The organism is Photobacterium sp. GB-50 (assembly GCF_003026755.1).
GTDB lineage: Bacteria > Pseudomonadota > Gammaproteobacteria > Enterobacterales > Vibrionaceae > Photobacterium.
The window spans coordinates 469,306-490,376 of record NZ_PYNX01000002.1; the positions used below are offsets into that span (position 1 = coordinate 469,306).

A 21,071-nucleotide genomic window follows, 5' to 3' on the forward strand; every position below is an offset into this window, starting at 1 on the left:
TTAAGGCAAAATGTGAAGAAATATGATTTAAATCAAGTAGCATTCTAAATACTACTTTAGTGGTATTTCAGAAAATCAATACGTTAGATTTACGATTTTATAACAAAGCGTCTTCGATTCTATTAGTTTGTATGTTGTTAATTATTTTACCTTATTGAATTATAATGATATTTATATTTATTGGGCTTTTTGTGGGGTAATGTTAAAGGTTGTTTTAGCTCTAGTAACAGTCGAATTATGGCTAAATTTTCGAACATAATTAATTGTAAAAGTTTGTATCTTTTTATTTTTCAATATTGTTTTTTATTAATAGGTTGTGGTATTTTTGCCCAGTCTTAGCTTGAGTAAGATAATAACGTAGTTCATCTAGCAATTACGCAGTAGGTATTTATGCTTATCAGCATAAATAGAAGGGAATTTATACGATGTTCAGTTTTGTAATAGCTGACACATATTTAAGGGACCCAACAGTGGATCTATTATCACTTTCATTTCATTTTGGTTTTCATTTACCGAAATACCGTATTATTACGGAGCCTTGATCGTTCCTGATCAAAAATCACACTAAACATAGAGTTGCATATTACTGCAGGTGCTTATTGCTTCTGCATATTTGTATTTTGAGTGTGGTTTCATCTTTAAAAATCTTAACTCGGTATTTATATCGTTATTAATATGGTTTTTGCTTATCTTTTGTTACGTTTTTTGTGCAAAAGCTAAGTGATGACAGGAACGAAATATGTCTACACTTTTTAATTTTGGCGACACTGATCTATCAACAACAGTGCCTGTTGTTAATGGTTTATATGACTTAACGCTTGATGAATTGCTATTAAGCCAAGAGCATTATGAATCGGATGTACGTTCATACCCAAGACGTTTACCTTTAGCAATAGCGAAAGCAGCAGGAGTATTAGTTGAAGATACCCGTGGGCAATTATTTATTGATTGCTTAGCTGGGGCAGGAACACTAGCACTTGGCTATAATCACCCAGAAATTAATAAGTCAATTGTTGACCAATTAGAATCAGGTCTACCATATCAAACTCTCGATATCACAACGGTTGCTAAAGATAAATTCATTAAGCAATTGTTGAACTTTCTCCCCGAATCGTTTGCGAATAATGCCTGTGTGCAATTTTGTGGTCCAACAGGGGCTGATGCGGTAGAAGCTGCGATTAAACTTGCCAAACAAACAACAGGTAGAAATACCATGGCAGCTTTTCATGGTGCTTATCATGGAATGACAAATGGCACGATGGCTATGATGGGAAATTTAAACACGAAATCTCGCCGTCAAGGGTTAATGGCTGATGTACATTTCCTGCCATTCCCCTATTCATTACGCTGTCCGTATGGTTTGTCTGGCGATGAAGGCGCAAAACAAAGCTTACATTATATCGAACGTATGCTGAGTGACGATGAAAGCGGCATCCAAAAACCTGCAGCCATCATTGTAGAGCCTGTTCAAGGTGAGGGCGGGGTTATTCCTGCGCCTGCTTTTTGGCTGCGAGAATTACGTCGAATAACGCAAGAGCATGGCATTCTACTTATCTTTGATGAGATCCAATGTGGTATTGGTAAAACTGGTCACAATTTTGCGTTTGAAGAATCAGGGATCACGCCAGATATTCTTTGTTTATCAAAAGCGGTGGGCGGTGGTTTACCAATGTCAGTCCTTGTTTTTAATAAAGAGATTGATAGTTGGAATCCTGGAGAGCATACAGGCACATTTCGTGGCAACCAGCTAGCGATGGCAACAGGCGCAAAAACGTTAGAAATTATCGAACGAGACGGTTTAGTTGAGCATGCCCAAAAAGCCGGTATGTATCTGCGTCGCGGTTTAGAAAAAGTGGCAGCACAAACTAGCTGTATTGCTGAAGTGCGCGGTAAAGGCTTAATGTTGGGCATCGAAATTGTCCAATCTGATGGTAGTAAGAATAAGTTTGGTGAGCCGATCGCCGATCCTGAGTTAACCGCTGCGATTCAACGCTCTGCATTAGAGCGCGGTTTGATTATTGAAAAAGGTGGGCGTCAAGGCTCGGTATTACGCTTTTTACCGCCTCTTATCATTAGCTTTGAACAACTTGATTTTGTGATTAATACGGTTAAAGAGGCTATTGAGGTCCATGTTGAACCGATTGAACAAGGATTGGTGTTAGAGTCGGATAATAAAGCTAATTGGAAAGAGTACTTTATTCAAACAGGTAAAGGCGGATCTGAGAGCTTTGAAACGGCACTGAATCAAACGACTCAAGTACTGAAAAAAGTCTTTGAACAAACCAATCAGCCTTATTCGGGGATGGATCCTCAATTATTAAAAACGCTAATTAATGGCATTGATTTAAATCAGCCACAATCCTCACTTGATGCCGTGATTGATCAAACAGGCGATCTTATCGCGAAGCACTCAATTATGGTGCAACATCCACACTGTATAGCGCATTTGCATACCCCGCCACTTATCCCTGCTATTGCAGCAGAAGCTTTTATTGCCGCATTGAATCAGTCAATGGATTCATGGGATCAGGCCAGTGCAGCAACGTTTGTTGAACAGAAAATTGTTGACTGGTTGTGCGATGTTTATCAATTAGGCCAACAAGCAGATGGTGTATTCACCAGTGGGGGAACGCAAAGCAATCTGATGGGATTATTGTTAGCACGCGATTGGGCTGCAGACACGATCTCTGGTCATAATACTCAGCAACAAGGTTTGCCATCATACGCGGATAAACTACGTATATTATGCTCGAAAAAATCCCATTTCACGGTGCAAAAATCAGCGTCGTTGATGGGGCTTGGTGAACAATCTGTAGTCTGTGTTGATACCAATCCTGATGGCACTATTCAATTAGCATCATTGATTACCACGATTGAAGCATTAAAAGCCGATGATCTTATTCCATTTGCCGTTGTTGGAACAGCAGGAACAACAGATCACGGTGCAATTGATGATCTTACCGGATTGGCAGATATTTCCGCTCGTCACAATCTTTGGTTCCATGTTGATGGGGCATACGGTGGCGCACTGATTTTAAGTCGTCATCAAAGTCGATTACATGGCATTGAAAAAGCGGATTCTTTAAGCATTGATTTTCATAAGCTTTTCTTTCAACCGATTAGCTGTGGTGCAGTGTTAGTGAAAGATAAAGCGCACTTTAAATACCTGCTCCACCATGCTGATTATCTTAATCGTGAAGATGATTTACTGCCAAATTTAGTGGATAAATCAATAGCAACAACTAAGCGTTTTGATGCTTTAAAAGTGTTAATGACAATGCAAAGCGTTGGCGCTGATGCATTAGGTGAAATGTACGACCACCTTATTAATCAAACGCAACATGTCGCCGATTTAGTTAATCAACAACCGCAATTTGAGTTATTGGCTGATCCTGCTTTATCTACAGTGTTATTCCGTTTTGTAGGTGAAGGAGCAAACTTAAATGAGCAACAACTTAACCAACTGAATAAACAATTGCGCATAGATGCCTTAGTGCAAGGACAAGCCGTACTGGGTGAAACTGTTGTTGACGATAAAGTGGCATTGAAGTTCACGATTTTAAACCCGTGTTTAACTATTAACGATTTCAAGACCTTATTGAATAAAGTCTCTCAATTAGGTCAATCGCTATTGTCTTTAACTCAGTAAGACAACCACACAGATAAATGAATTTAGAAGGAAATAAATAATGGCTATTTTACAAATTGGTGCTGGTGGTGTTGGCTGGGTTGTCGCACATAAAGCGGCGCAGAATAATGATGTATTGGGTGATATTACATTAGCTTCCCGTACAATCAGCAAATGTGAAAAGATCATTAGCTCGATTGATAAGAAAAGTAATCTAAAAGATCCGACAAAGACAATTCAAGCACGTGCCGTCAATGCAGACGATGTTGATGCATTAGTTGCTTTAATTGAAGACGTGAAACCTGATTTGGTTATTAATGCAGGGCCTCCGTGGGTCAATATGTCGATAATGGAAGCGTGCTATCAAGCGAAAGTTTCTTACCTCGATACATCTGTTGCTGTTGATTTATGCTCTGAAGGTCAGCAAGTGCCTCAAGCTTATGATTGGCAATGGGGTTACCGTGAGAAGTTCAAGCAAGCGGGGATCACTGGCATTTTAGGGGCAGGTTTTGATCCGGGTGTTGTTAGTGTGTTTGCAGCCTATGCCGTAAAGCATTTGTTTGATGAAATCGACACCATTGATGTCATGGATGTGAATGCAGGGGATCACGGTAAGAAATTTGCGACTAACTTTGATCCAGAAACCAATATGTTAGAAATTCAAGGCGATTCATTCTATTGGGAAAACGGTGAATGGAAACAAGTGGGCTGCCATAGCCGTATGCTTGAATTTGATTTCCCGTTAGTCGGTAAGCATAAAGTTTATTCCATGGCACATGATGAAGTGCGTTCAATGCAGGAATTTATTCCAGCGAAACGTATTGAATTTTGGATGGGCTTTGGTGACAAATATCTCAATTATTTCAATTGTATGCGTGATATTGGCTTATTAAGCCCAGATCCACTCACGCTGCATGATGGTACTGTTGTACAACCACTGCACGTTCTTAAAGCGTTATTACCGGATCCAACATCGCTTGCTCCTGGCTATACAGGAAAAACCTGTATCGGTACTTGGGTGCAAGGAAAAAAAGAGGGCAAAGAGCGCAGTGTGTTTATCTACAACAACGCTGATCATGAAGTGGCGTATGAAGATGTAGAGCATCAAGCAATTTCATACACAACAGGTGTTCCTGCTATTACTGCCGCATTACAGTTCTTTAATGGTAAGTGGGCTGATAAAGGTGTGTTCAATATGGAGCAGCTAGATCCAGATCCATTTTTAGCAACAATGCCAACCATTGGTTTAGATTGGCATGTTCAAGAATTGCCTGTTGGTCAGCCTGATATTCACATCTTGAAATAAGACACAGCTATTTAAGCGAGCTTGTATATAGAAGCAGGCTCGCTTTCTTACTTATATAAAAGAGAAAGCCGTATTGAAAACGCCATATTTCATGATTGATGAGCAGAAGCTGATCAACAATTTAGAACAAGCTAAAAAGTTAAAACAATTATCCGGAGTAAAACTCGTCCTTGCATTGAAATGTTTTTCCACGTGGGGCGTGTTTGATGTCATGAAGCCTTATCTTGATGGTACTACCAGCAGTGGGCCGTTTGAGGTTAGATTAGGTGCTGAAAAGTTTGGTGGTGAAACGCATGCTTATAGTGTGGGATATAGTCAAGAAGACGTAGAAGATGTTCTACAGTACTGTAATAAAATCATTTTCAACTCTGTTTCTCAATTGCAAGCTCATCGCCATTTGGCTGACGGTAAAGCGTCTGTTGGTCTACGTTTAAATCCGGGGATAAGTTGTGCAGGGCAAGATTTAGCTGATCCTGCTCGTCAATATTCGCGTCTAGGGGTGCAAGAAAACCTATTAACAGATGAACTGTTTGATGAACTCGATGGCGCGATGTTTCATATGAACTGTGAAAATAAAAGTGCAGATGCGTTTATTGCGTTATTAGACTCTATATCAGAACGTTTCGGGCGTTATCTTGAAAAACTTGATTGGGTGAGTTTAGGTGGCGGTGTTTTCTTTACTTGGCCGGATTACGAGCTAGAAAAGTTAGCTATTGCATTAAAAGCATTTTCAGAGCGTTTTAGTGTTCAGTTATATCTTGAGCCGGGTGAAGCTATTATTACCCAAACGACTGACTTAGTGGTGACTGTGGTTGATATTGTCGAGAACGGTATGAAAACTGCCATTGTAGACAGTGCGACAGAAGCACATCGGCTTGATACCTTAATTTATAATGAACCCGCAACAATCACAGAATCGTCAAAAGAGGGGAGCCATCAATACGTGATTGGCAGCTGTTCTTGTTTAGCAGGCGATCAATTCTGTGTTGCCAGTTTTGAACAGCCATTAACGATTGGACAGAAATTACATATTGCAGACAGCGCAGGTTATACCATGGTGAAGTTAAATTGGTTTAATGGTTTACGTATGCCAAGTATTTATTGCCGTCGCAGTAATGGCAGTATCGAAAAACTTAATGAATTTAGTTATGAGGATTTTGCTGCATCGTTATCGCGATCTGCAATCTTATAAGCAAACTAAATTCAAACAATAAGATTGTCTGGTTTTTGATCATTTATGGGCTGATTTATGGTTCGATGTTATGGAATTTAACCAGTTAAATAAAAAGTCATAATTTTTCGTTGACTGATTCTGTAAAATCAGTAAATTACACCACGTACCGCAGCGAGGTGACTCGTTGAGGGCAAAAAATTCTGGAGAAGATAACTTCTTTAGGAATTTTGCGGCGCGTTGGCAGAGTGGCTATGCAGCGGATTGCAAATCCGTGGACCTCGGTTCGACTCCGGGACGCGCCTCCATTCTCTTATGAGAATCTATGCGACACTAGCTCAGCTGGTAGAGCGCAACCTTGCCAAGGTTGAGGTCACGAGTTCGAACCTCGTGTGTCGCTCCAAATTAAAGATTATGGCGAAAGCGGTAATCACAGATGGTGTCTAACCATCGCAAGAAATTGCGTGCCCTGGTGGTGGAATTGGTAGACACAAGGGATTTAAAATCCCTCGGCGTTCGCGCTGTGCCGGTTCAAGTCCGGCCCGGGGCACCATCTAATTGAGAAGTAAAAATGGCGCGTTGGCAGAGTGGCTATGCAGCGGATTGCAAATCCGTGGACCTCGGTTCGACTCCGGGACGCGCCTCCATTCTCTTATGAGAATCTATGCGACACTAGCTCAGCTGGTAGAGCGCAACCTTGCCAAGGTTGAGGTCACGAGTTCGAACCTCGTGTGTCGCTCCAAATTAAAGATTATGGCGAAAGCGGTAATCACAGATGGTGTCTAACCATCGCAAGAAATTGCGTGCCCTGGTGGTGGAATTGGTAGACACAAGGGATTTAAAATCCCTCGGCGTTCGCGCTGTGCCGGTTCAAGTCCGGCCCGGGGCACCATCTAATTGAGAAGTAAAAATGGCGCGTTGGCAGAGTGGCTATGCAGCGGATTGCAAATCCGTGGACCTCGGTTCGACTCCGGGACGCGCCTCCATTCTCTAAGAATTAAGCCCGAGTGGTGAAATTGGTATACACGACGGATTCAAAATCCGTTTCCTTCGGGAGTGACGGTTCAAGTCCGTCCTCGGGCACCAGTACAAACGATAAAGCCTCAGCTCACGCTGGGGCTTTGTTGTTTCTAGGCTAATCAAAAACTTAGCCCTGTCTTTTTCTGGTTGCTTTCCTATTTTGTTTTAAACCGCCGTTATTACGCATACTTGTACTTAAAGCTTATTTGAGAGCATTGGTCACTAAAAGAAGGTAGTACAGTGAGTTGTTCACTGTACTACTCAGTTAATGTTATTTTGATTTATTTAAGATAACGTTGATAACACTATGTTCAGTCGGAACACCTAACCGAAAAGGAAAACCATAATGACCAGTGCCACGATGTACATATAATTTTGTGTTTTCCATTCCCCATAGCCCATGATCAGGGGATTTGGACAATAAACTGATCACCGTCGTTTTAAAACCGAGGCTCACTAACCCTATAAGCCCACCATGGGTATGACCACTTAAAAATAAATCTATAGAGTGGCTCTTTGTCGGAATATCTCGGATATGTGTTGGATCATGTAACATTGCAATACTTGCAATGACTTTGCTTTTATTAGGTAAGTTACCAATTGCTCTAAGAAGTTTTGACGCTCTATCTTTAAAATGAAAATCAAAACCAATAATTTGAACAGGGCCTAGACGAGTTTGTACTATCTGAGCCTCGTCAATTAATAAATGAATATTATTGTTAGCTAATGCTTCTTTTACTATTTCAGGCGCTTCGTAATCATGGTTACCCATACATGCAAATACTTTTCCACTATATTCTTTAAGTGGGCTCAGTGATTGTGACAGTACTTGTGTTGATCCTTTTGATTCCATGGTTAAAAAATCACCCGTTAACAAAATGAGATCCGGCTTTTTCGCTACTGCACTTTTGCAAATGCGTTCAAGCCTAGCAACAGACATATATGGACCTAAATGAGGATCTGTTAATTGTATAATATGTAGATTTTCATCACTATTTGAAGTCGGATTTGCTAAATCTAATCGACTCAAATCTGATGGCTGAGCCTTATTATTAAGGTCAATAAATATATTCTCTTCGTTTATGCGAAAATTTTGTAAGACACCTATCAGACCGAGTATATAGGGAACATATAAGAAGTCGGCACTTTTGAAAAAAAGTAACCATATTGCCCAAGGGAAGGCGATTATCGTTGATCCTAAAAACCATTGCCCAGGCCAATTAATTAATATTCTAACCCAAAAAGGTTGCATCTTTGGTCGTAGAAGAAGAAAGGTGTCTATAAATACTAAACTGCATAATAGTAATATAATGAAGGGAGGTATAACACTCACTAACGTACTAAATAAGCTAAGAAAAACTAAACTATAAAAAGTTAAAATAACGCCTCGAATAATGGCAAACGCTTTAGAACGAAATAACCAACTAATAACAAAGTTAAAGAGTAATAAAGATAATGTTATTGCTACAATATTATCCAAAATAAAGTTCAATGAGATAATCCTATTTATATAACAAATGAAAATATAATTATTTAGTATATTAGCGAAAGATCTAGATAAGAGTATACTTTTAATATGCTATTCATTATCAAATATTTTTACTTATTTCGGTGATCTTTTATTTTTTTAAGCTTGTTGATGTTATAAATATGATATATATCAATGTGATAGTGGCTTATTAGATAATATAAACCGCTGTAATAACAGCGGTGATATTAAGAAGGCCTCAATCAAAGAGACTGAGGCTTTCTTTTGGTTACTTAGTATGAAATGACCAAATATTTCCAGTCGTTACTTTGCTATCATCGGTAACATCGACACGCCAGTAATATTGAGTATTTGGCAAAAGATCATTCAAGCTATACTTATTATCTACTTTATCAATGGGCAATAAGGCGTCGATATTCTTACCTAAGTAGACATCATAACTAAATCGGTTGAGATCCTGTGAGAACATTAATTCAATATTCAGATCAACATTGGCAGCCTTATCAAAAGGGACAGGGTTAGAGGCGATTGAATGCCTATGACCTGGAATCCAAGTGTTAGGGGCTCCATATTCATAAGCGCCAATATCAGGGAAAGAGCCAAGATAATCAATCGCCATTAAGCTACTGTTAGTTGTTCCCATATCAATGGTCATTGCGTTATCTTTCGGTCTAAAGTCACCCCAATAAGCGCCCCTTAAGTGGCTTAAGATCTCAGATGTATTACCTGTTATATTATTCGCTACCATACCCGGCACAGTTAATTGCTCGCTAGTACCCGATTTACGCCCTTGAAGTGTCCCTACTAAGTTGTTTAGCGTTTCAGAGCTGTCATTCAATCCACCAGCTGACGCTTTATTAAAGATGATTAGATCTGTGATGATGTTATTAAACATCAAGTTATTGTAGGTACCTTGCGTATCACCTTTAATAATATTGAAGGCGCTATTCCACACAACGTTGTGATGAACTAAGCCATCTTTACCTGTTTTAGCCGCACCTTCGACACCATCAAAACGAATACCTGCTTTTGGTGTATCGTGTACCCAGTTATAAGCGATCTCTGTGCCTGCTTGTTCATCAATCCCCACATTGATTGCTGCGCCATCATGTTGTAATAGACTGGTGTTGTATACATGGTTACCAATGACTTTAGAGCGAGCGCCAACGCGTACACCTTCAGAGTTACCTGCGGTATGAAAAGTGTTATTGCTAAAAGTGATATTCTGGCTTTGTGAAGCCATGTTAATGGAGCCTTCACCACCTGTACCTAGATTTGAATAGTCAATATCATGGATAAGGTTATTATCTACCACGTTACTGTTTTCTTTGATCATCTCAAACGCAGGTCCATCAGTGTAAGCAAGGTAACTATTGGTGATCTTGTTGTGTGTTTCTGTGATGGCTTTATTGTTATTAATAAACTTAATGGTTTGAGGGCGAGTTAAGTCACCTAACATGCGCTTTGAATACGCGTAATATTTCGCATCAAGATCATTAAAGGTAATAGACTGTGAGCTTATCACTGTAAATGCTGTCGCAAAAAAGTCGACATTATCGAAAATAAGGTGGCTAGAATTTCGGATGGTTAAGCCATAGGTCTGTTGCTTACCACGCACATGAAGTTGGTTAGGATCAGCATTATCGGGTGCCCATAAATAAACGGTTTTCGTTTGCTTATCAAAGAACCACTCATTGGGACTATCTAATAGCGCGAGTTTACCTTCAAGGTAATAGTGGCCTTCTTCATATTTGCCGTTTTTATTTGCCCAAAAATTGCCTTTAGAGAGCATATTAGTAGCGGCTTTTTTCATCGCAGTGCCTGATTGAGAAAAATCGGTACTATAGGTAAAGCGATCACTACCAACCGTGTGACTATCAATCACTTGTGCCCAGTTCAACCAAGAACCAATGTTCATGATGGCAATGGCACCTGTTGCATCAATACCTGAATCAGCTAGTGATTGTGTGTTTACATCACTAGGAAGAGGTTGATATTCATTACCACTGTTTTTAACAATGATCTTTTCATACGGGCGTTCATCAATCATTTCACCGAAACGACTTTCAGGGGCTTGATGACGCCATGTCGACTTCATATCCCACAGTGAGCCATCACTTAATTGAGCATTAGGCCAACGCGCTGACATCACCATTTTATCGTCAATAAACAGTTGCCAAATATCTTGATTGATTTGCGTTTTGTAAATATTACCGTCGTGTTGTTGCCATGGTGTCGTAATATCTATGGTGCCATCAAAGACGCTGTTATTTCCTCTGATCACTATGGGTGCTTCGCTGATCCCGTTAGCCTTATCAATGACTTCTGCTGTTTTATAACGACCTTCTGCCAGTTCAATAATGCTGCCTGCTTTAGCTTGAGATAAAGCTTTCTTTAGGGTTTTGTAAGGCTTAGTGAATGAGCCGTTATTATTATCGTTGCCATTAGGGCTAACAAAAATAGCTTGTGTTGCAGGGCAGCTATCGTAGTTTTCGGCGATAGTGTCGTCAGGGCAAGTAACTTCTGTTGGTGGTTCAGTAGGACATTCTGCAATCGTTGGTGCGGTAGAGCCGTCAGGGCACTCAATCGGTTCTAGGGGCGTATCTGGGCAACTTGTTTCATTCCAAAACCATGATGATGACTTAGGTGTTTCCCATAATCCAGGACCATTTTTAGCTTCAAAGCATTGAGACTGGTAGCTAACAATATCACCGTTATTAACTTTTGTTTCTCCCGCAATCCATAACGTGATATCAGATACCGGAGGTGTTGTTTCATCGACACAGATATTATCAACCAATATTTGACCATTTGGACAGACCACAGGTTCAACAATATCGACACAAATGTCATCGATTAACTCTTGATTATCCTTGCATGTTGGAGGGGGAGAACCACCGCATTCGGTCGGTTGCCAAAACCAATTAGACGATGGTGAAGGTGTTTCCCATGAGCCTGGATTATTTTGTGCGATATAACATTGTTCATTGTATATAACGGTATCGCCATTAACGACCTTGGTTTTACCATTAACCCACTCGATTGAGTTTGCCTGAGCATTAAAGCTAAATAGGGGTAATAAGAAGGGAAGATATTTAATTCTTTTGTTCATATGCATTCCTTGGCTAAAAGCGTTGCTGATTATTAATAATTGTTATTTTTTTGTTAAAGGTTAGCGTGAGAAAGGCAAGTAAGCATAACTTCGGTAAATTTAGTAGAGGTATTGTGATAGCCGAAATACTTCACTATAGATACACGGCATATTACATATGACGATTTGATGTTGGTTCAATTATTTACTAGTACTAGAAGCTCACTTTCACTCACCAAATCGAACGATTTCTTAGTAAATATAAGAGCGATTTGAAGAGAATAAGAATAAATTGATTTCGATGCTTGTTAAAAATTCAAAGCAAGTGATAATGCGATAAATTGAAAGTTTGTTTTGTAATTAATTTATGTAGGTGCAATGAAGATACCCCCACGATTACAACCTCTTGTAGAGGATGGCCTTATTGATGATGTTTTATCACAATTAATGAGTGGCAAAGAAGCTTCCGTATATGTTGTTCGCAGTGGTGGAAAAATCTGTTGCGCTAAAGTTTACAAAGAAATAGATCAACGTAGTTTTAAAAAAGCCGTCTCATATCGAGAGGGGCGAAAGGTGCGCAATAGTCGTCGTGCTCGAGCGATGGAAAAAGGCTCTAAGTTTGGCCGTGATGAACAAGAAAAAGTGTGGCAGCAAGCTGAGGTTGATGCGTTGTCGTTGTTAGCCAAAGCTGATATACGAGCGCCTGTGCCTTATGGCTGTTTTGATGGCGTATTATTGATGGAGTTGATCACCGATGCAGATGGTAATGTTGCACCTCGACTCAACGATATCACGCTAACTAAAGATCAGGCATTACACCACCATGAGCTAATGATTAACTATGTTAAACGTATGCTATGCATCGGCCTTATTCATGGCGATCTATCAGAGTTTAATGTGTTAGTGGATGCTAATGGCCCTGTTATTATTGATTTACCGCAAGCAGTAGATGCCTCAGCCAATAATAATGCCAAATGGATGCTTGAGCGTGATGTTAAAAATATGGCTAACTATTATGGTCAATATGTACCTGAGTTGCTTAATACACAATACGCAAAAGAAATGTGGGCATTATTTGAAGCTGGAACATTAAAGCCAGAGACTGAACTAACCGGTATTTATGTTGAAACTGATGCCGACGCAGATATTGATAGCGTGATGGCGGAAATAAATGCTGTGATGGAAGAAGCTGCACTTCGACGTGCTCGCATCGCAGAACACGAAGAAATAGACTAACTCCTCATTAATTCCGTTGATTGTTGAGCACAACGATCAATATCGTCATTATTAGAGCTTTGGTAAAATAAAGCTCTAATCTTCGTTTTTATTACAATGAAAAGGTACATCTAGCAATGAAAGAGGCGTCAGTCATTATTGGGTTAACTAACCCTAAAAGCCCTACAAATGTTGGAGCGGTACTAAGAGCTGCAGGGTGTTATCAGGCGGATGCGGTTTTATATACAGGAACCCGATATGATAAAGCGGCAAAGTTTCAAACTGACACGAAACAAATGCAACAGACAATTCCTTTGACTGGGGTAGCATCAATGATTGATGATCTACCCGTAGATATGAAGATTGTGTGTGTCGATTTTGCAGAAGGCGCAACATTACTTCCTCATTTTACGCATCCAGAAAAAGCGATTTACATCTTTGGCCCTGAAGATGGTTCAATCGCACAAGATGTTGCAGACAAAGCCGATCATGTTGTTTATGTTCCTACTGTCGGGTGCATGAATTTAGCTGCCTCCGTCAATGTTGTGCTATATGATCGCCTAGCAAAGCAGGAGAATATTGTTCAAAGTGATGAACATATTCGCCAAAATAGAGATAATAAAAATAATCTGCGTGTAACGGCTAAATAACGTATAGCAAAAATAAAAACTTAATGGTACGCCCTATCTTAAGGGCTATCATTTAGCTTCTAGAGATTAACTATCACTTAACCCTCCCTTAAAAATATTTATATTTCTAACTATTAGTCTGCAGCGTATGCTTTTTAAAATTCTTATATGAAAAGAAAAAAGCATGAATATTTGTATAGATAACAATCGACATTTACGTAAGTTTTTCCATCAACATGCCTGTTACGAAGAAGCAATCATGTGTGATCTTCGTGAACGATTACCGCTCTTATTAACGTTACATAATGGAAAAATTAAATCGGTACCTCATGCTTTTTCTTCTAAATTGAGAGTCTTAGAATATAAGATTATTGTGAAACCTGATGTTGCATTTAGGGTTGCGTTTACAGTGAAAGATGAAGTACTGACAGTGATTTTTATTAGTGAAGTACTCATAAAAGCACATTTTTGTAAATTGATAGCGAAAACAGATTTACTTGATTAAGAGGTTGTTAATGTCAAAGTTACATATTTCTCAGGTTGAATCCGGTTGTGAACGTTTTTTAAAGTCGATGCAGGTTGGTGATGCATTTGAAGTACTGACTTTTAAAAAAGATCGTGGTTTTAAAGTATTGAAACAGTCATCAACAGATTATGTGTTTAAGCAGTTTGGCTACATTGAGCAGAATATTGTATCTGAGTCTAGTGCGTTGAAAAAACACATTAAAAAAGCTATTAAAATAGAGTTTCCGAGAAGTAATATTGCATGGATTGAGCATTTCCATGGGGTAAAGTCGATTGATGAATTAAGTAAAAACCAGCAAACACAATATCATTTATTTTAATCATAATGTGGTTTTTATTAATGGTGTAACAAAACATCACAGCAGTAGAAAAATTGCATTTGAGTATAAATTTTCTGATTTGCTCTCAACACCAACAGGCGATATAAATCTTTTTTTATCTCGATTGGAACGAATATGAATTACGACAAACTTATTGATGCTTTATTCACGCAAGGTTGGTTTGTCTGGGATGACTTTTTAGCTCAGGATGAGGTTAAAGCACTTAAAGCTTGCATTCCCGATGATTGGAGCCAAGCGGGAATTGGCCGAAAAGATGAATATACCACCCAAAAATCTATTCGAAGCGATAAAATTCAATGGCTCTCGGCTGAGATGGGAGAGCCTGTTGCCAATTTTTTAAAACGAATGAATGAAATTCGCCTAGAGGTGAATCGTCACTTTTTTCTTGGCTTATTTGAATATGAAGCACATTTTGCCAAATATGAGCACGGTGATTTCTATCAAAAGCATTTAGATTGTTTTCGTGGTCAAGAAAATCGTAAATTAACAACGGTATTTTACCTTAATGATGATTGGCTACCCGAACACGGTGGTCGTTTAAAAATGTATGATTTAGATGATAATGAATTAGCAACATTAGACCCAAAAGCGGGGCGTTTAGTTGTATTCTTATCTGAATTCTTCCCTCATGAAGTGTTGCCAGCAACACAACGTCGTTTTAGTATCGCTGGTTGGTTCCGAACTAATGGGGTTACAGGTAATCAATTAGATATCTCTCGTTAATTAATGATAAAAAAGGAGCTTTTGGCTCCTTTTTATCTTTTTAATATGTAATATATTTGAATTAAATATTAAATTAAACACGATGCTATTAATATTGATTATATCAATTATTGAAAATAGTAAGATATTTCAATCAGTAAGATAGTATTTCTTATATGATAAAAGCATTAAAGGCTAAAGTTTTATAGAATAAGTTTCATATATTTATTTTCAAAATGCAATAAAACATAGAATTATTGCTTAAAAGCTAATACGTAATCTGATTTAAATCAAAATAGGCATGACAAATCTAGGCATCTATGTCTAGAAACTTTTTTTCAATTAAATGATACTGTATATTCAAATCATAAACTTTATAAATAAATCAAATTCAGAACAGCTAGGTTAGAGCATTTAATGGTTACTGAACTAAAAGCTTTAAAACGAAACCAATATGGTAAAGATTTTATCTGTAAAACCATGCAATCGGTATATGATGAATTAAAGCCAGATCATTTTTATATAGCCTATTTTAATAAAACTGGTACAAAAGCAACGTCATTAGCTTATTACGTCAATGGTAACAAAAAAGTCAGTAATATTAGCTATATGCTAGATGATATACCTTGTCGTAAAGTGTTAGAAAGCGGTGCAATATACTTGCTGAGCTCGCAAGCGTATCTTGTTTATCCTAAAGATAAATTACTGGTTGAGTATGGTTTTGAAGCATATTTAGGTATTCCTATTTTTTCAAAATATGATGATGTGATAGGTATCCTCGTTTGCTTGTTTGAACAACCCACTACTTTAACACCTCTACAATTTAATTGGTGTGAGGGTATTGGTCAACAGTTAGGTTCAGAGCTTCATTACTTAGCATTACTAGCTGAGCAAAAGCTGTTGTTAAGTGAGATGGAGTCATCTCAACGTGTTGCTAAGTTGGGTAATTGGCAATGGGATGTACAGACAAACACATTTGCTTGGAGTCAAGAAGTATACCATATTTATGAAGTCGATAAGCAGCTAACGCCAAATTTGAAATTAGTTCAGGAATACATCCATCCTGAAGATAGAGATCGTGTTATTCATTTTATGAATAATATAATAATATCATCACATTCAAGCTATAATATTATATATCGTTTATTATTGCCGAGTGGAAAAATTAAATATGTTAGAAATGAATCGAATATATTTAAAGATGATAATGGAAATACGAACCTAGTACGTGGCATTGTTCAAGATATAACTGAGTTTTATCATTTATCATCAGAGCTCTCTATAACATCAAATAAATTACATGTTACTTATAATGCAATTATAGAAGGTGTATGGGAGTATGATTTTTCAAATAATCAGACAATAACATCACCTAAAATATGGGATCTTTTGCAAGTTGAAAGTGGTAAAGTTAATTCGCTTCATGATTGGATATCAATCATTCATAAAGATGAGCGAAGAGCTGCAATTAATGCTTTCAAAAAAATTAAAAAAAATAAGTGTCAGTTATTTAGTTTTGAATTTAGAACAAATCCTTCTTCAGTTAATAATGATAGCAATTTAACTGATCGTTGGTTTAAGTGTGAAGGTCGTGTTGTTGAAGTTGATGCTTTTGGTAAAAATGAAAAAATAGCTGGTGTGTTAACTGATATCACAGAATCAATATCAACTGTTCAGCAATTGAATTTAGCAAAAACTGTCTTTGATAATACTTCCGAGTGTATTGTTATTACTGATCACTGCAATAATATTGTTACGGTAAATAAGTCATTTGAGCAAGTGACAGGATATAAAAAAGAGGATGTGATCGGAAAAAATCCAAGCATATTAGCGTCTGGCATGCATGATAAACGGTTCTATGAAAACATGTGGCATAGTGTGGAAACGACAGGCCAATGGAAAGGACTGCTCTATAATCGCCGGGAAAATGGTCATGTTTATCCTGAAGAAATGACAATAAATAAAATTGAAGATGATAATCATGAAGTCGTTAACTATCTTGGAGTTTTTCATGACGTTAGCGTACGCCAACAAACAGAAAAAAAATTACGTTTTTATGCGAATAATGATGCGCTAACCACACTTATGAATCGCCGTTGTTTTAGTGAAATGGTAGAAAAAGAACTCGTATTTGTTAAAGACAACAAAGCAGACGATCGTTGTTATCAGGCGTTTTCCATTCTATTTATTGATCTTGATGACTTTAAAGCAATCAATGATTTATACGGTCACGCTGTAGGTGACAAACTTCTAAAATATATTGCTGAAACGTTATTAAAACATTGTAGTGATGACAGTTTAGTCTGTAGATATGGTGGTGATGAATTTGCTATTTTACTCAAAGGCTACTCATCTTCTGAAGCTAAAAAATATGCTGAAGATTTAATAGGCGTATTGCTTCAACCTATTTATATCGACACTATTAAATTGGATATTACAATTAGTATTGGTATTTCGTCATATCCAGAAAGTGGTTTTACACATCTAGATTTATTAAAGAATGCTGATTATGCAATGTATGAACAAAAGCGTAATGGGTGCAATGGTATTTCTATTTATGATGGAAAATTACAAGCGGAATATATACGTCAATTAAGATTGAAAGATCGTCTAATTAAAGCTATATCAGAATATAAAATACAAGTTTATTATCAGCCAATTATTGACATTGAAATAGGTAAAATATGTAAGTTTGAAGCTCTTACGCGTTGGTTTGATGAAGAAGAAGGGTATATATCACCTGTTATTTTCGTTGAGATGGCAGAGAAATATGGCCTGATTGGTGATCTTGGGAAAATAGTTTTTGATAAAGCGTGTTGTGATCTTGCATATATTCGTCAGCAGGGTTTTACTGATATTTGTATATCTATAAATCGTTCTGTTCGTGAGTTCTCAAGCTGTGATCAAAAATATATCTACGATGTTATTGAACGATATAACTTACCGTTTGATAAAATCATGATTGAAATAACCGAATCTGCAGCATTAGATGAAGGTAATAATATTTTGGAATTATTATCTGAATTTTCTCAAAAAGGGATATCTATTGCGATTGATGATTTTGGCACAGGTTATTCCTCAATGTCAGCTATTATCGCCAATAAACCAAATGTCATAAAAATTGATAGAAGTTTCATTATTGATATAGAACATAGTGTTGAAAGCCAAATTTTAGTTTCTCTCGTGATGGATATGAGCCGAAAGCTAAACCTAGATGTTGTTGCTGAAGGTGTTGAATCTGAAGCTCAAGTGCGTATTTTATCTAAAATGGGCTGCCACTATATTCAAGGTTTCTATTTTAGCCCTGCCGTTGAAATCAAACAGGTAATGAGATTACTTGAACAGAATGCAGCTTGTACGATCCCTACAGATGTTTAACTAACAAGCTACATGGATAATCATAGTCGTGCTATAAAGTAAGAATTATTCGTATTTTTCAGGTAGTACATGCAAACGATATTTTTTGATTTTGATGGCACACTCGTTGACTCTGAGCGCTTTCATGCTGTGAATTGGAGTCAGTATTTAGCTAGCTATGGCGTTGAACTAAATTTTGAGACGTTCATGTCTCAGTACGCTGGCGTAACTTGGCCTCAGATCGCAGAGCACTTTATCTATCAATACAATATACCGCTAACGGAAACGGTAATGATTGAAGAGATGGAAGCATTAACAGAGAAGATGATCGTTGAAAAAGGCATACCACCGATGCCTGGTGTGGATGAATTGCTCAAAACCTTATCGGGTAAAGTGCCGATGGCTGTCGTCACCGGAGCTCCAAAAGATTACGTGCAAGGTGTTTTAGCGCAACATGGCTGGTTAGCACTCTTTGAGCATGTATTCAGTGGATATGAAGTGGCAAATAATAAACCTGCGCCAGATGTATATTTACAGGCCTGTAAAACAATGCGTGTGCTGCCTGAAAAGGCGGTTGCAGTAGAAGATAGCCGTACTGGATTAATGTCAGCACTGAGTGCTAATACCTATGCGGTTTTTGTAAATAGTCATAATATAGAATTAACTGCTCAGGCTCAGCATTCGTTTACATCAATGAAAGAGGCAACACCTGCGTTGTTATCATTGCTTAAGGTTAATGATTAAACATATTGTTTAGCTTATTGGTCTAGGTTAGCTATTACCTAACGAGTTAAGTTAGAATATGTCAAATTTTAGATAGGCTGTTATAAATGGAAAACGAAGATATCATGACAGGCGATATGCTTGTTGAGACGGTTGAAAATCAACTTGCTGACGGTGAGCCGTTAGTTGTTAAAGAAACGCTAATGCGTCTTGTGATGACAGGCACACCACGAGATGAAGCAATTCAAATGATAGCGTGCGCATTATCCATTGAAGTTTTTGATGTTATGAAAAATGATGGTAAATTTGATCTCAAGCGTTATAGCGAAAACTTAGCAGCGCTTCCTGATATGCCTTGGGAAGATGATATTTAAATCATAATAAAACCGCATAATATCTTGTTGCTATAAAAAAGATTATGCGGTTTATTTATTTCAACCATTCATACCAGTATGAAACTCACATCGCTTTTATTTAATATCCGTTGATTGGTGTATTGTTGCTATGCGAGCCAAGGTTGCAAGTGAAATATTGTGTTCTTCTTCTGTTGCCGCTGTACAAGCATCTGCAATAATATGCACCTGATAATCTCTATCATGAGCATCTCTAGCCGCAGATTGAATCGCCCATGTTGTGCTTACCCCACAAAAGTAAATATCAGTGATCTTATTTGCACTTAATACGCTATCTAACTGTGTGTTATGGAAAGGATTGACTCTTGGTTTAGTGATCACAATATCGTCTTTACTTATCAGTAAATTTTGATGAAATTGTGTTCCCCAATCGTTCAAGTTTAATGCATTGATAGATTGCGCTTTACCAAACATTGGCGAGTGTAGGGGGAGATCGAGATAGTGATTATGAAAACCTACTTTGACATAAATACAAGGAATATGTTGGCTTTGTGCCCATAGAATTGAGCGGTTTGCATTTTCAATTGTATTATTATCAATAACTTGTTGAGCACAACTAGGTATTTTCCCGTTTAAATCAACGATATCATTAATAAAATCAATAACAACAAGTGCTTTATTCATACTAAACCTCGAAAAATTAAAACCATTCTAACATTACACAGTAAATCACAACTTAACGGATGAGTTATAGGGAGTAAAAGGCTTGATTGAAAATAGAGGTACAAAAAAGCTGTTATCATTTAACTTATTTTAGCTAAATACTAACAGCCCGTTTCAATGAATAAATTAAGCGTAAGCAAAAATAACACTACCGCCTTTGATAGTATCAATAATTTTCTTTGCAATTGCTTCAGGTAGGGCTGGACAGCCCCAACTACGACCTAAATAGCCATTACGTTTAATAAACTTTTCAGAAACATATTTTGCACCATGAATAACAATATAGCGTTTTAGTGCGTTGTCATTTTTACCACGGGTTAAGCCATTTAGTTTAAGAGAATAACCATTACCACCTATATAAGTCGATTCGGTTAAAAATGTACCCAGTGACGTTTTGTGCGAATTTACTCGATTCGAAAACTTATCGGCTTTAAGCAAACCGCTATTCATGCCATGCGATACGTATGTTTTGTAAAGTAATTTGTTTTGTTTTAAATCAATCACATAAAATCTTTTTTGTGTTGATGGTTTACTATAATCAATGATTGTCAGTAATGACTTTTTTTTGCCTTTGGTTTTGTTATACGCAATAAAGGCTTGTTTAAATACGTCGTAGTTAATTTTGTTTTTAAGATGTGCTTTTTGGTAAACATAATCTACTACGATATCAGTATTCTTTCTTTCAGTATGAAGAGCATGTGCTGATGTTTGGAATGACAAAGAACACATGATCAAAATTATTAGACATATTGCTTTTTTCATTAAGTCAGTACTACCATCGAACAATGCTTACGTGGA

General features: G+C 37.6%; 15 protein-coding genes and 8 tRNA genes. 19 read left to right on the forward strand and 4 right to left on the reverse strand.

The window, feature by feature from the left end:
- Positions 1–739: 739 nt before the first annotated feature.
- The 11 genes from C9J41_RS04755 to C9J41_RS04805 all read left to right on the forward strand — a co-directional run bounded on the left by C9J41_RS04755 (position 740) and on the right by C9J41_RS04805 (position 7,191).
- On the forward strand, positions 740–3,649 hold the full coding sequence (locus C9J41_RS04755) for a pyridoxal phosphate-dependent class III aminotransferase (protein WP_107294282.1): 2,910 nt from the start codon (positions 740–742) through the stop codon (positions 3,647–3,649).
- Positions 3,650–3,689: 40 nt separating this feature from the next.
- Positions 3,690–4,934 (forward strand): carboxynorspermidine synthase, encoded by a 1,245-nt coding sequence (locus tag C9J41_RS04760; RefSeq protein WP_107206348.1) that lies wholly within the window; start codon positions 3,690–3,692, stop codon positions 4,932–4,934.
- Between the two features lie 73 nt (positions 4,935–5,007).
- Positions 5,008–6,126, forward strand: a complete 1,119-nt coding sequence (gene nspC, locus C9J41_RS04765) for a carboxynorspermidine decarboxylase (protein WP_255418308.1) — start codon at positions 5,008–5,010, stop codon at positions 6,124–6,126.
- Positions 6,127–6,339: 213 nt separating this feature from the next.
- A tRNA-Cys gene (locus C9J41_RS04770) sits at positions 6,340–6,413 on the forward strand.
- A 19-nt stretch (positions 6,414–6,432) separates the two neighbouring features.
- Positions 6,433–6,508, forward strand: a tRNA-Gly gene (locus C9J41_RS04775).
- Between the two features lie 63 nt (positions 6,509–6,571).
- Positions 6,572–6,658, forward strand: a tRNA-Leu gene (locus tag C9J41_RS04780).
- 20 nt (positions 6,659–6,678) lie between these two features.
- Positions 6,679–6,752: transfer RNA gene (locus C9J41_RS04785), tRNA-Cys, on the forward strand.
- 19 nt (positions 6,753–6,771) lie between these two features.
- Positions 6,772–6,847 (forward strand) — tRNA-Gly (locus C9J41_RS04790).
- Between the two features lie 63 nt (positions 6,848–6,910).
- Positions 6,911–6,997: transfer RNA gene (locus C9J41_RS04795), tRNA-Leu, on the forward strand.
- Positions 6,998–7,017: 20 nt separating this feature from the next.
- A tRNA-Cys gene (locus tag C9J41_RS04800) sits at positions 7,018–7,091 on the forward strand.
- Between the two features lie 15 nt (positions 7,092–7,106).
- Positions 7,107–7,191 (forward strand) — tRNA-Leu (locus C9J41_RS04805).
- 205 nt (positions 7,192–7,396) lie between these two features.
- Here C9J41_RS04805 and C9J41_RS04810 read toward each other — a convergent pair.
- Both C9J41_RS04810 and C9J41_RS04815 read right to left on the reverse strand, forming a co-directional pair.
- Entirely contained in the window at positions 7,397–8,617 is a 1,221-nt protein-coding gene (locus C9J41_RS04810; RefSeq protein WP_107259554.1) for a metallophosphoesterase, read from the reverse strand.
- 265 nt (positions 8,618–8,882) lie between these two features.
- Positions 8,883–11,726, reverse strand: coding sequence for a right-handed parallel beta-helix repeat-containing protein (locus C9J41_RS04815; protein WP_107294283.1), 2,844 nt, complete (start codon positions 11,724–11,726; stop codon positions 8,883–8,885).
- Between the two features lie 357 nt (positions 11,727–12,083).
- Between C9J41_RS04815 and C9J41_RS04820 the strand changes: the two genes are divergently transcribed.
- The 8 genes from C9J41_RS04820 (at position 12,084) to C9J41_RS04855 (ending at position 19,571) form a co-directional block, all read left to right on the forward strand.
- Positions 12,084–12,941 carry a PA4780 family RIO1-like protein kinase gene (locus C9J41_RS04820; RefSeq protein WP_107206352.1) on the forward strand — a complete coding sequence of 286 codons (858 nt, stop codon included), beginning with the start codon at positions 12,084–12,086 and terminating at the stop codon, positions 12,939–12,941.
- Between the two features lie 116 nt (positions 12,942–13,057).
- Positions 13,058–13,570 carry an RNA methyltransferase gene (locus C9J41_RS04825; protein WP_107206353.1) on the forward strand — a complete coding sequence of 171 codons (513 nt, stop codon included), beginning with the start codon at positions 13,058–13,060 and terminating at the stop codon, positions 13,568–13,570.
- Positions 13,571–13,733: 163 nt separating this feature from the next.
- Positions 13,734–14,054 (forward strand): hypothetical protein, encoded by a 321-nt coding sequence (locus C9J41_RS04830; protein WP_107246900.1) that lies wholly within the window; start codon positions 13,734–13,736, stop codon positions 14,052–14,054.
- Positions 14,055–14,064: 10 nt separating this feature from the next.
- A complete protein-coding gene (locus C9J41_RS04835; RefSeq protein ID WP_107206355.1) occupies positions 14,065–14,394 on the forward strand; it encodes a hypothetical protein in 330 nt (109 codons plus the stop codon).
- 135 nt (positions 14,395–14,529) lie between these two features.
- A complete protein-coding gene (locus tag C9J41_RS04840) occupies positions 14,530–15,138 on the forward strand; it encodes a 2OG-Fe(II) oxygenase (RefSeq protein ID WP_107287642.1) in 609 nt (202 codons plus the stop codon).
- Positions 15,139–15,534: 396 nt separating this feature from the next.
- Positions 15,535–18,495: an EAL domain-containing protein gene (locus tag C9J41_RS04845; RefSeq protein WP_107294284.1), complete on the forward strand. Its 2,961-nt coding sequence runs from the start codon at positions 15,535–15,537 to the stop codon at positions 18,493–18,495.
- 69 nt (positions 18,496–18,564) lie between these two features.
- A complete protein-coding gene (locus tag C9J41_RS04850) occupies positions 18,565–19,218 on the forward strand; it encodes an HAD family phosphatase (RefSeq protein WP_107246903.1) in 654 nt (217 codons plus the stop codon).
- An 86-nt stretch (positions 19,219–19,304) separates the two neighbouring features.
- Positions 19,305–19,571 (forward strand): hypothetical protein, encoded by a 267-nt coding sequence (locus C9J41_RS04855; RefSeq protein ID WP_107206359.1) that lies wholly within the window; start codon positions 19,305–19,307, stop codon positions 19,569–19,571.
- A gap of 96 nt (positions 19,572–19,667) precedes the next feature.
- On the opposite strand, the gene C9J41_RS04860 is transcribed toward C9J41_RS04855, so the two are convergent.
- Together C9J41_RS04860 and C9J41_RS04865 are read right to left on the reverse strand one after the other, a co-directional pair.
- On the reverse strand, positions 19,668–20,234 hold the full coding sequence (locus tag C9J41_RS04860) for an isochorismatase family cysteine hydrolase (protein ID WP_107246904.1): 567 nt from the start codon (positions 20,232–20,234) through the stop codon (positions 19,668–19,670).
- Between the two features lie 165 nt (positions 20,235–20,399).
- A complete protein-coding gene (locus tag C9J41_RS04865; protein WP_199194427.1) occupies positions 20,400–21,035 on the reverse strand; it encodes a murein L,D-transpeptidase catalytic domain family protein in 636 nt (211 codons plus the stop codon).
- Between the last annotated feature and the right edge of the window lie 36 nt (positions 21,036–21,071).

Coding starts and splice junctions, on each gene's coding strand:
- C9J41_RS04755 (WP_107294282.1), top strand. CDS start 740: ATGTCTACACTTTTTAATTTTGGCGACACTGATCTATCAACAACAGTG.
- C9J41_RS04760 (WP_107206348.1), top strand. CDS start 3,690: ATGGCTATTTTACAAATTGGTGCTGGTGGTGTTGGCTGGGTTGTCGCA.
- C9J41_RS04815 (WP_107294283.1), bottom strand. CDS start 11,726: ATGAACAAAAGAATTAAATATCTTCCCTTCTTATTACCCCTATTTAGC.
- C9J41_RS04820 (WP_107206352.1), top strand. CDS start 12,084: ATGAAGATACCCCCACGATTACAACCTCTTGTAGAGGATGGCCTTATT.
- C9J41_RS04825 (WP_107206353.1), top strand. CDS start 13,058: ATGAAAGAGGCGTCAGTCATTATTGGGTTAACTAACCCTAAAAGCCCT.
- C9J41_RS04830 (WP_107246900.1), top strand. CDS start 13,734: ATGAATATTTGTATAGATAACAATCGACATTTACGTAAGTTTTTCCAT.
- C9J41_RS04835 (WP_107206355.1), top strand. CDS start 14,065: ATGTCAAAGTTACATATTTCTCAGGTTGAATCCGGTTGTGAACGTTTT.
- C9J41_RS04840 (WP_107287642.1), top strand. CDS start 14,530: ATGAATTACGACAAACTTATTGATGCTTTATTCACGCAAGGTTGGTTT.
- C9J41_RS04845 (WP_107294284.1), top strand. CDS start 15,535: ATGGTTACTGAACTAAAAGCTTTAAAACGAAACCAATATGGTAAAGAT.
- C9J41_RS04850 (WP_107246903.1), top strand. CDS start 18,565: ATGCAAACGATATTTTTTGATTTTGATGGCACACTCGTTGACTCTGAG.
- C9J41_RS04855 (WP_107206359.1), top strand. CDS start 19,305: ATGGAAAACGAAGATATCATGACAGGCGATATGCTTGTTGAGACGGTT.
- C9J41_RS04860 (WP_107246904.1), bottom strand. CDS start 20,234: ATGAATAAAGCACTTGTTGTTATTGATTTTATTAATGATATCGTTGAT.
- C9J41_RS04865 (WP_199194427.1), bottom strand. CDS start 21,035: ATGAAAAAAGCAATATGTCTAATAATTTTGATCATGTGTTCTTTGTCA.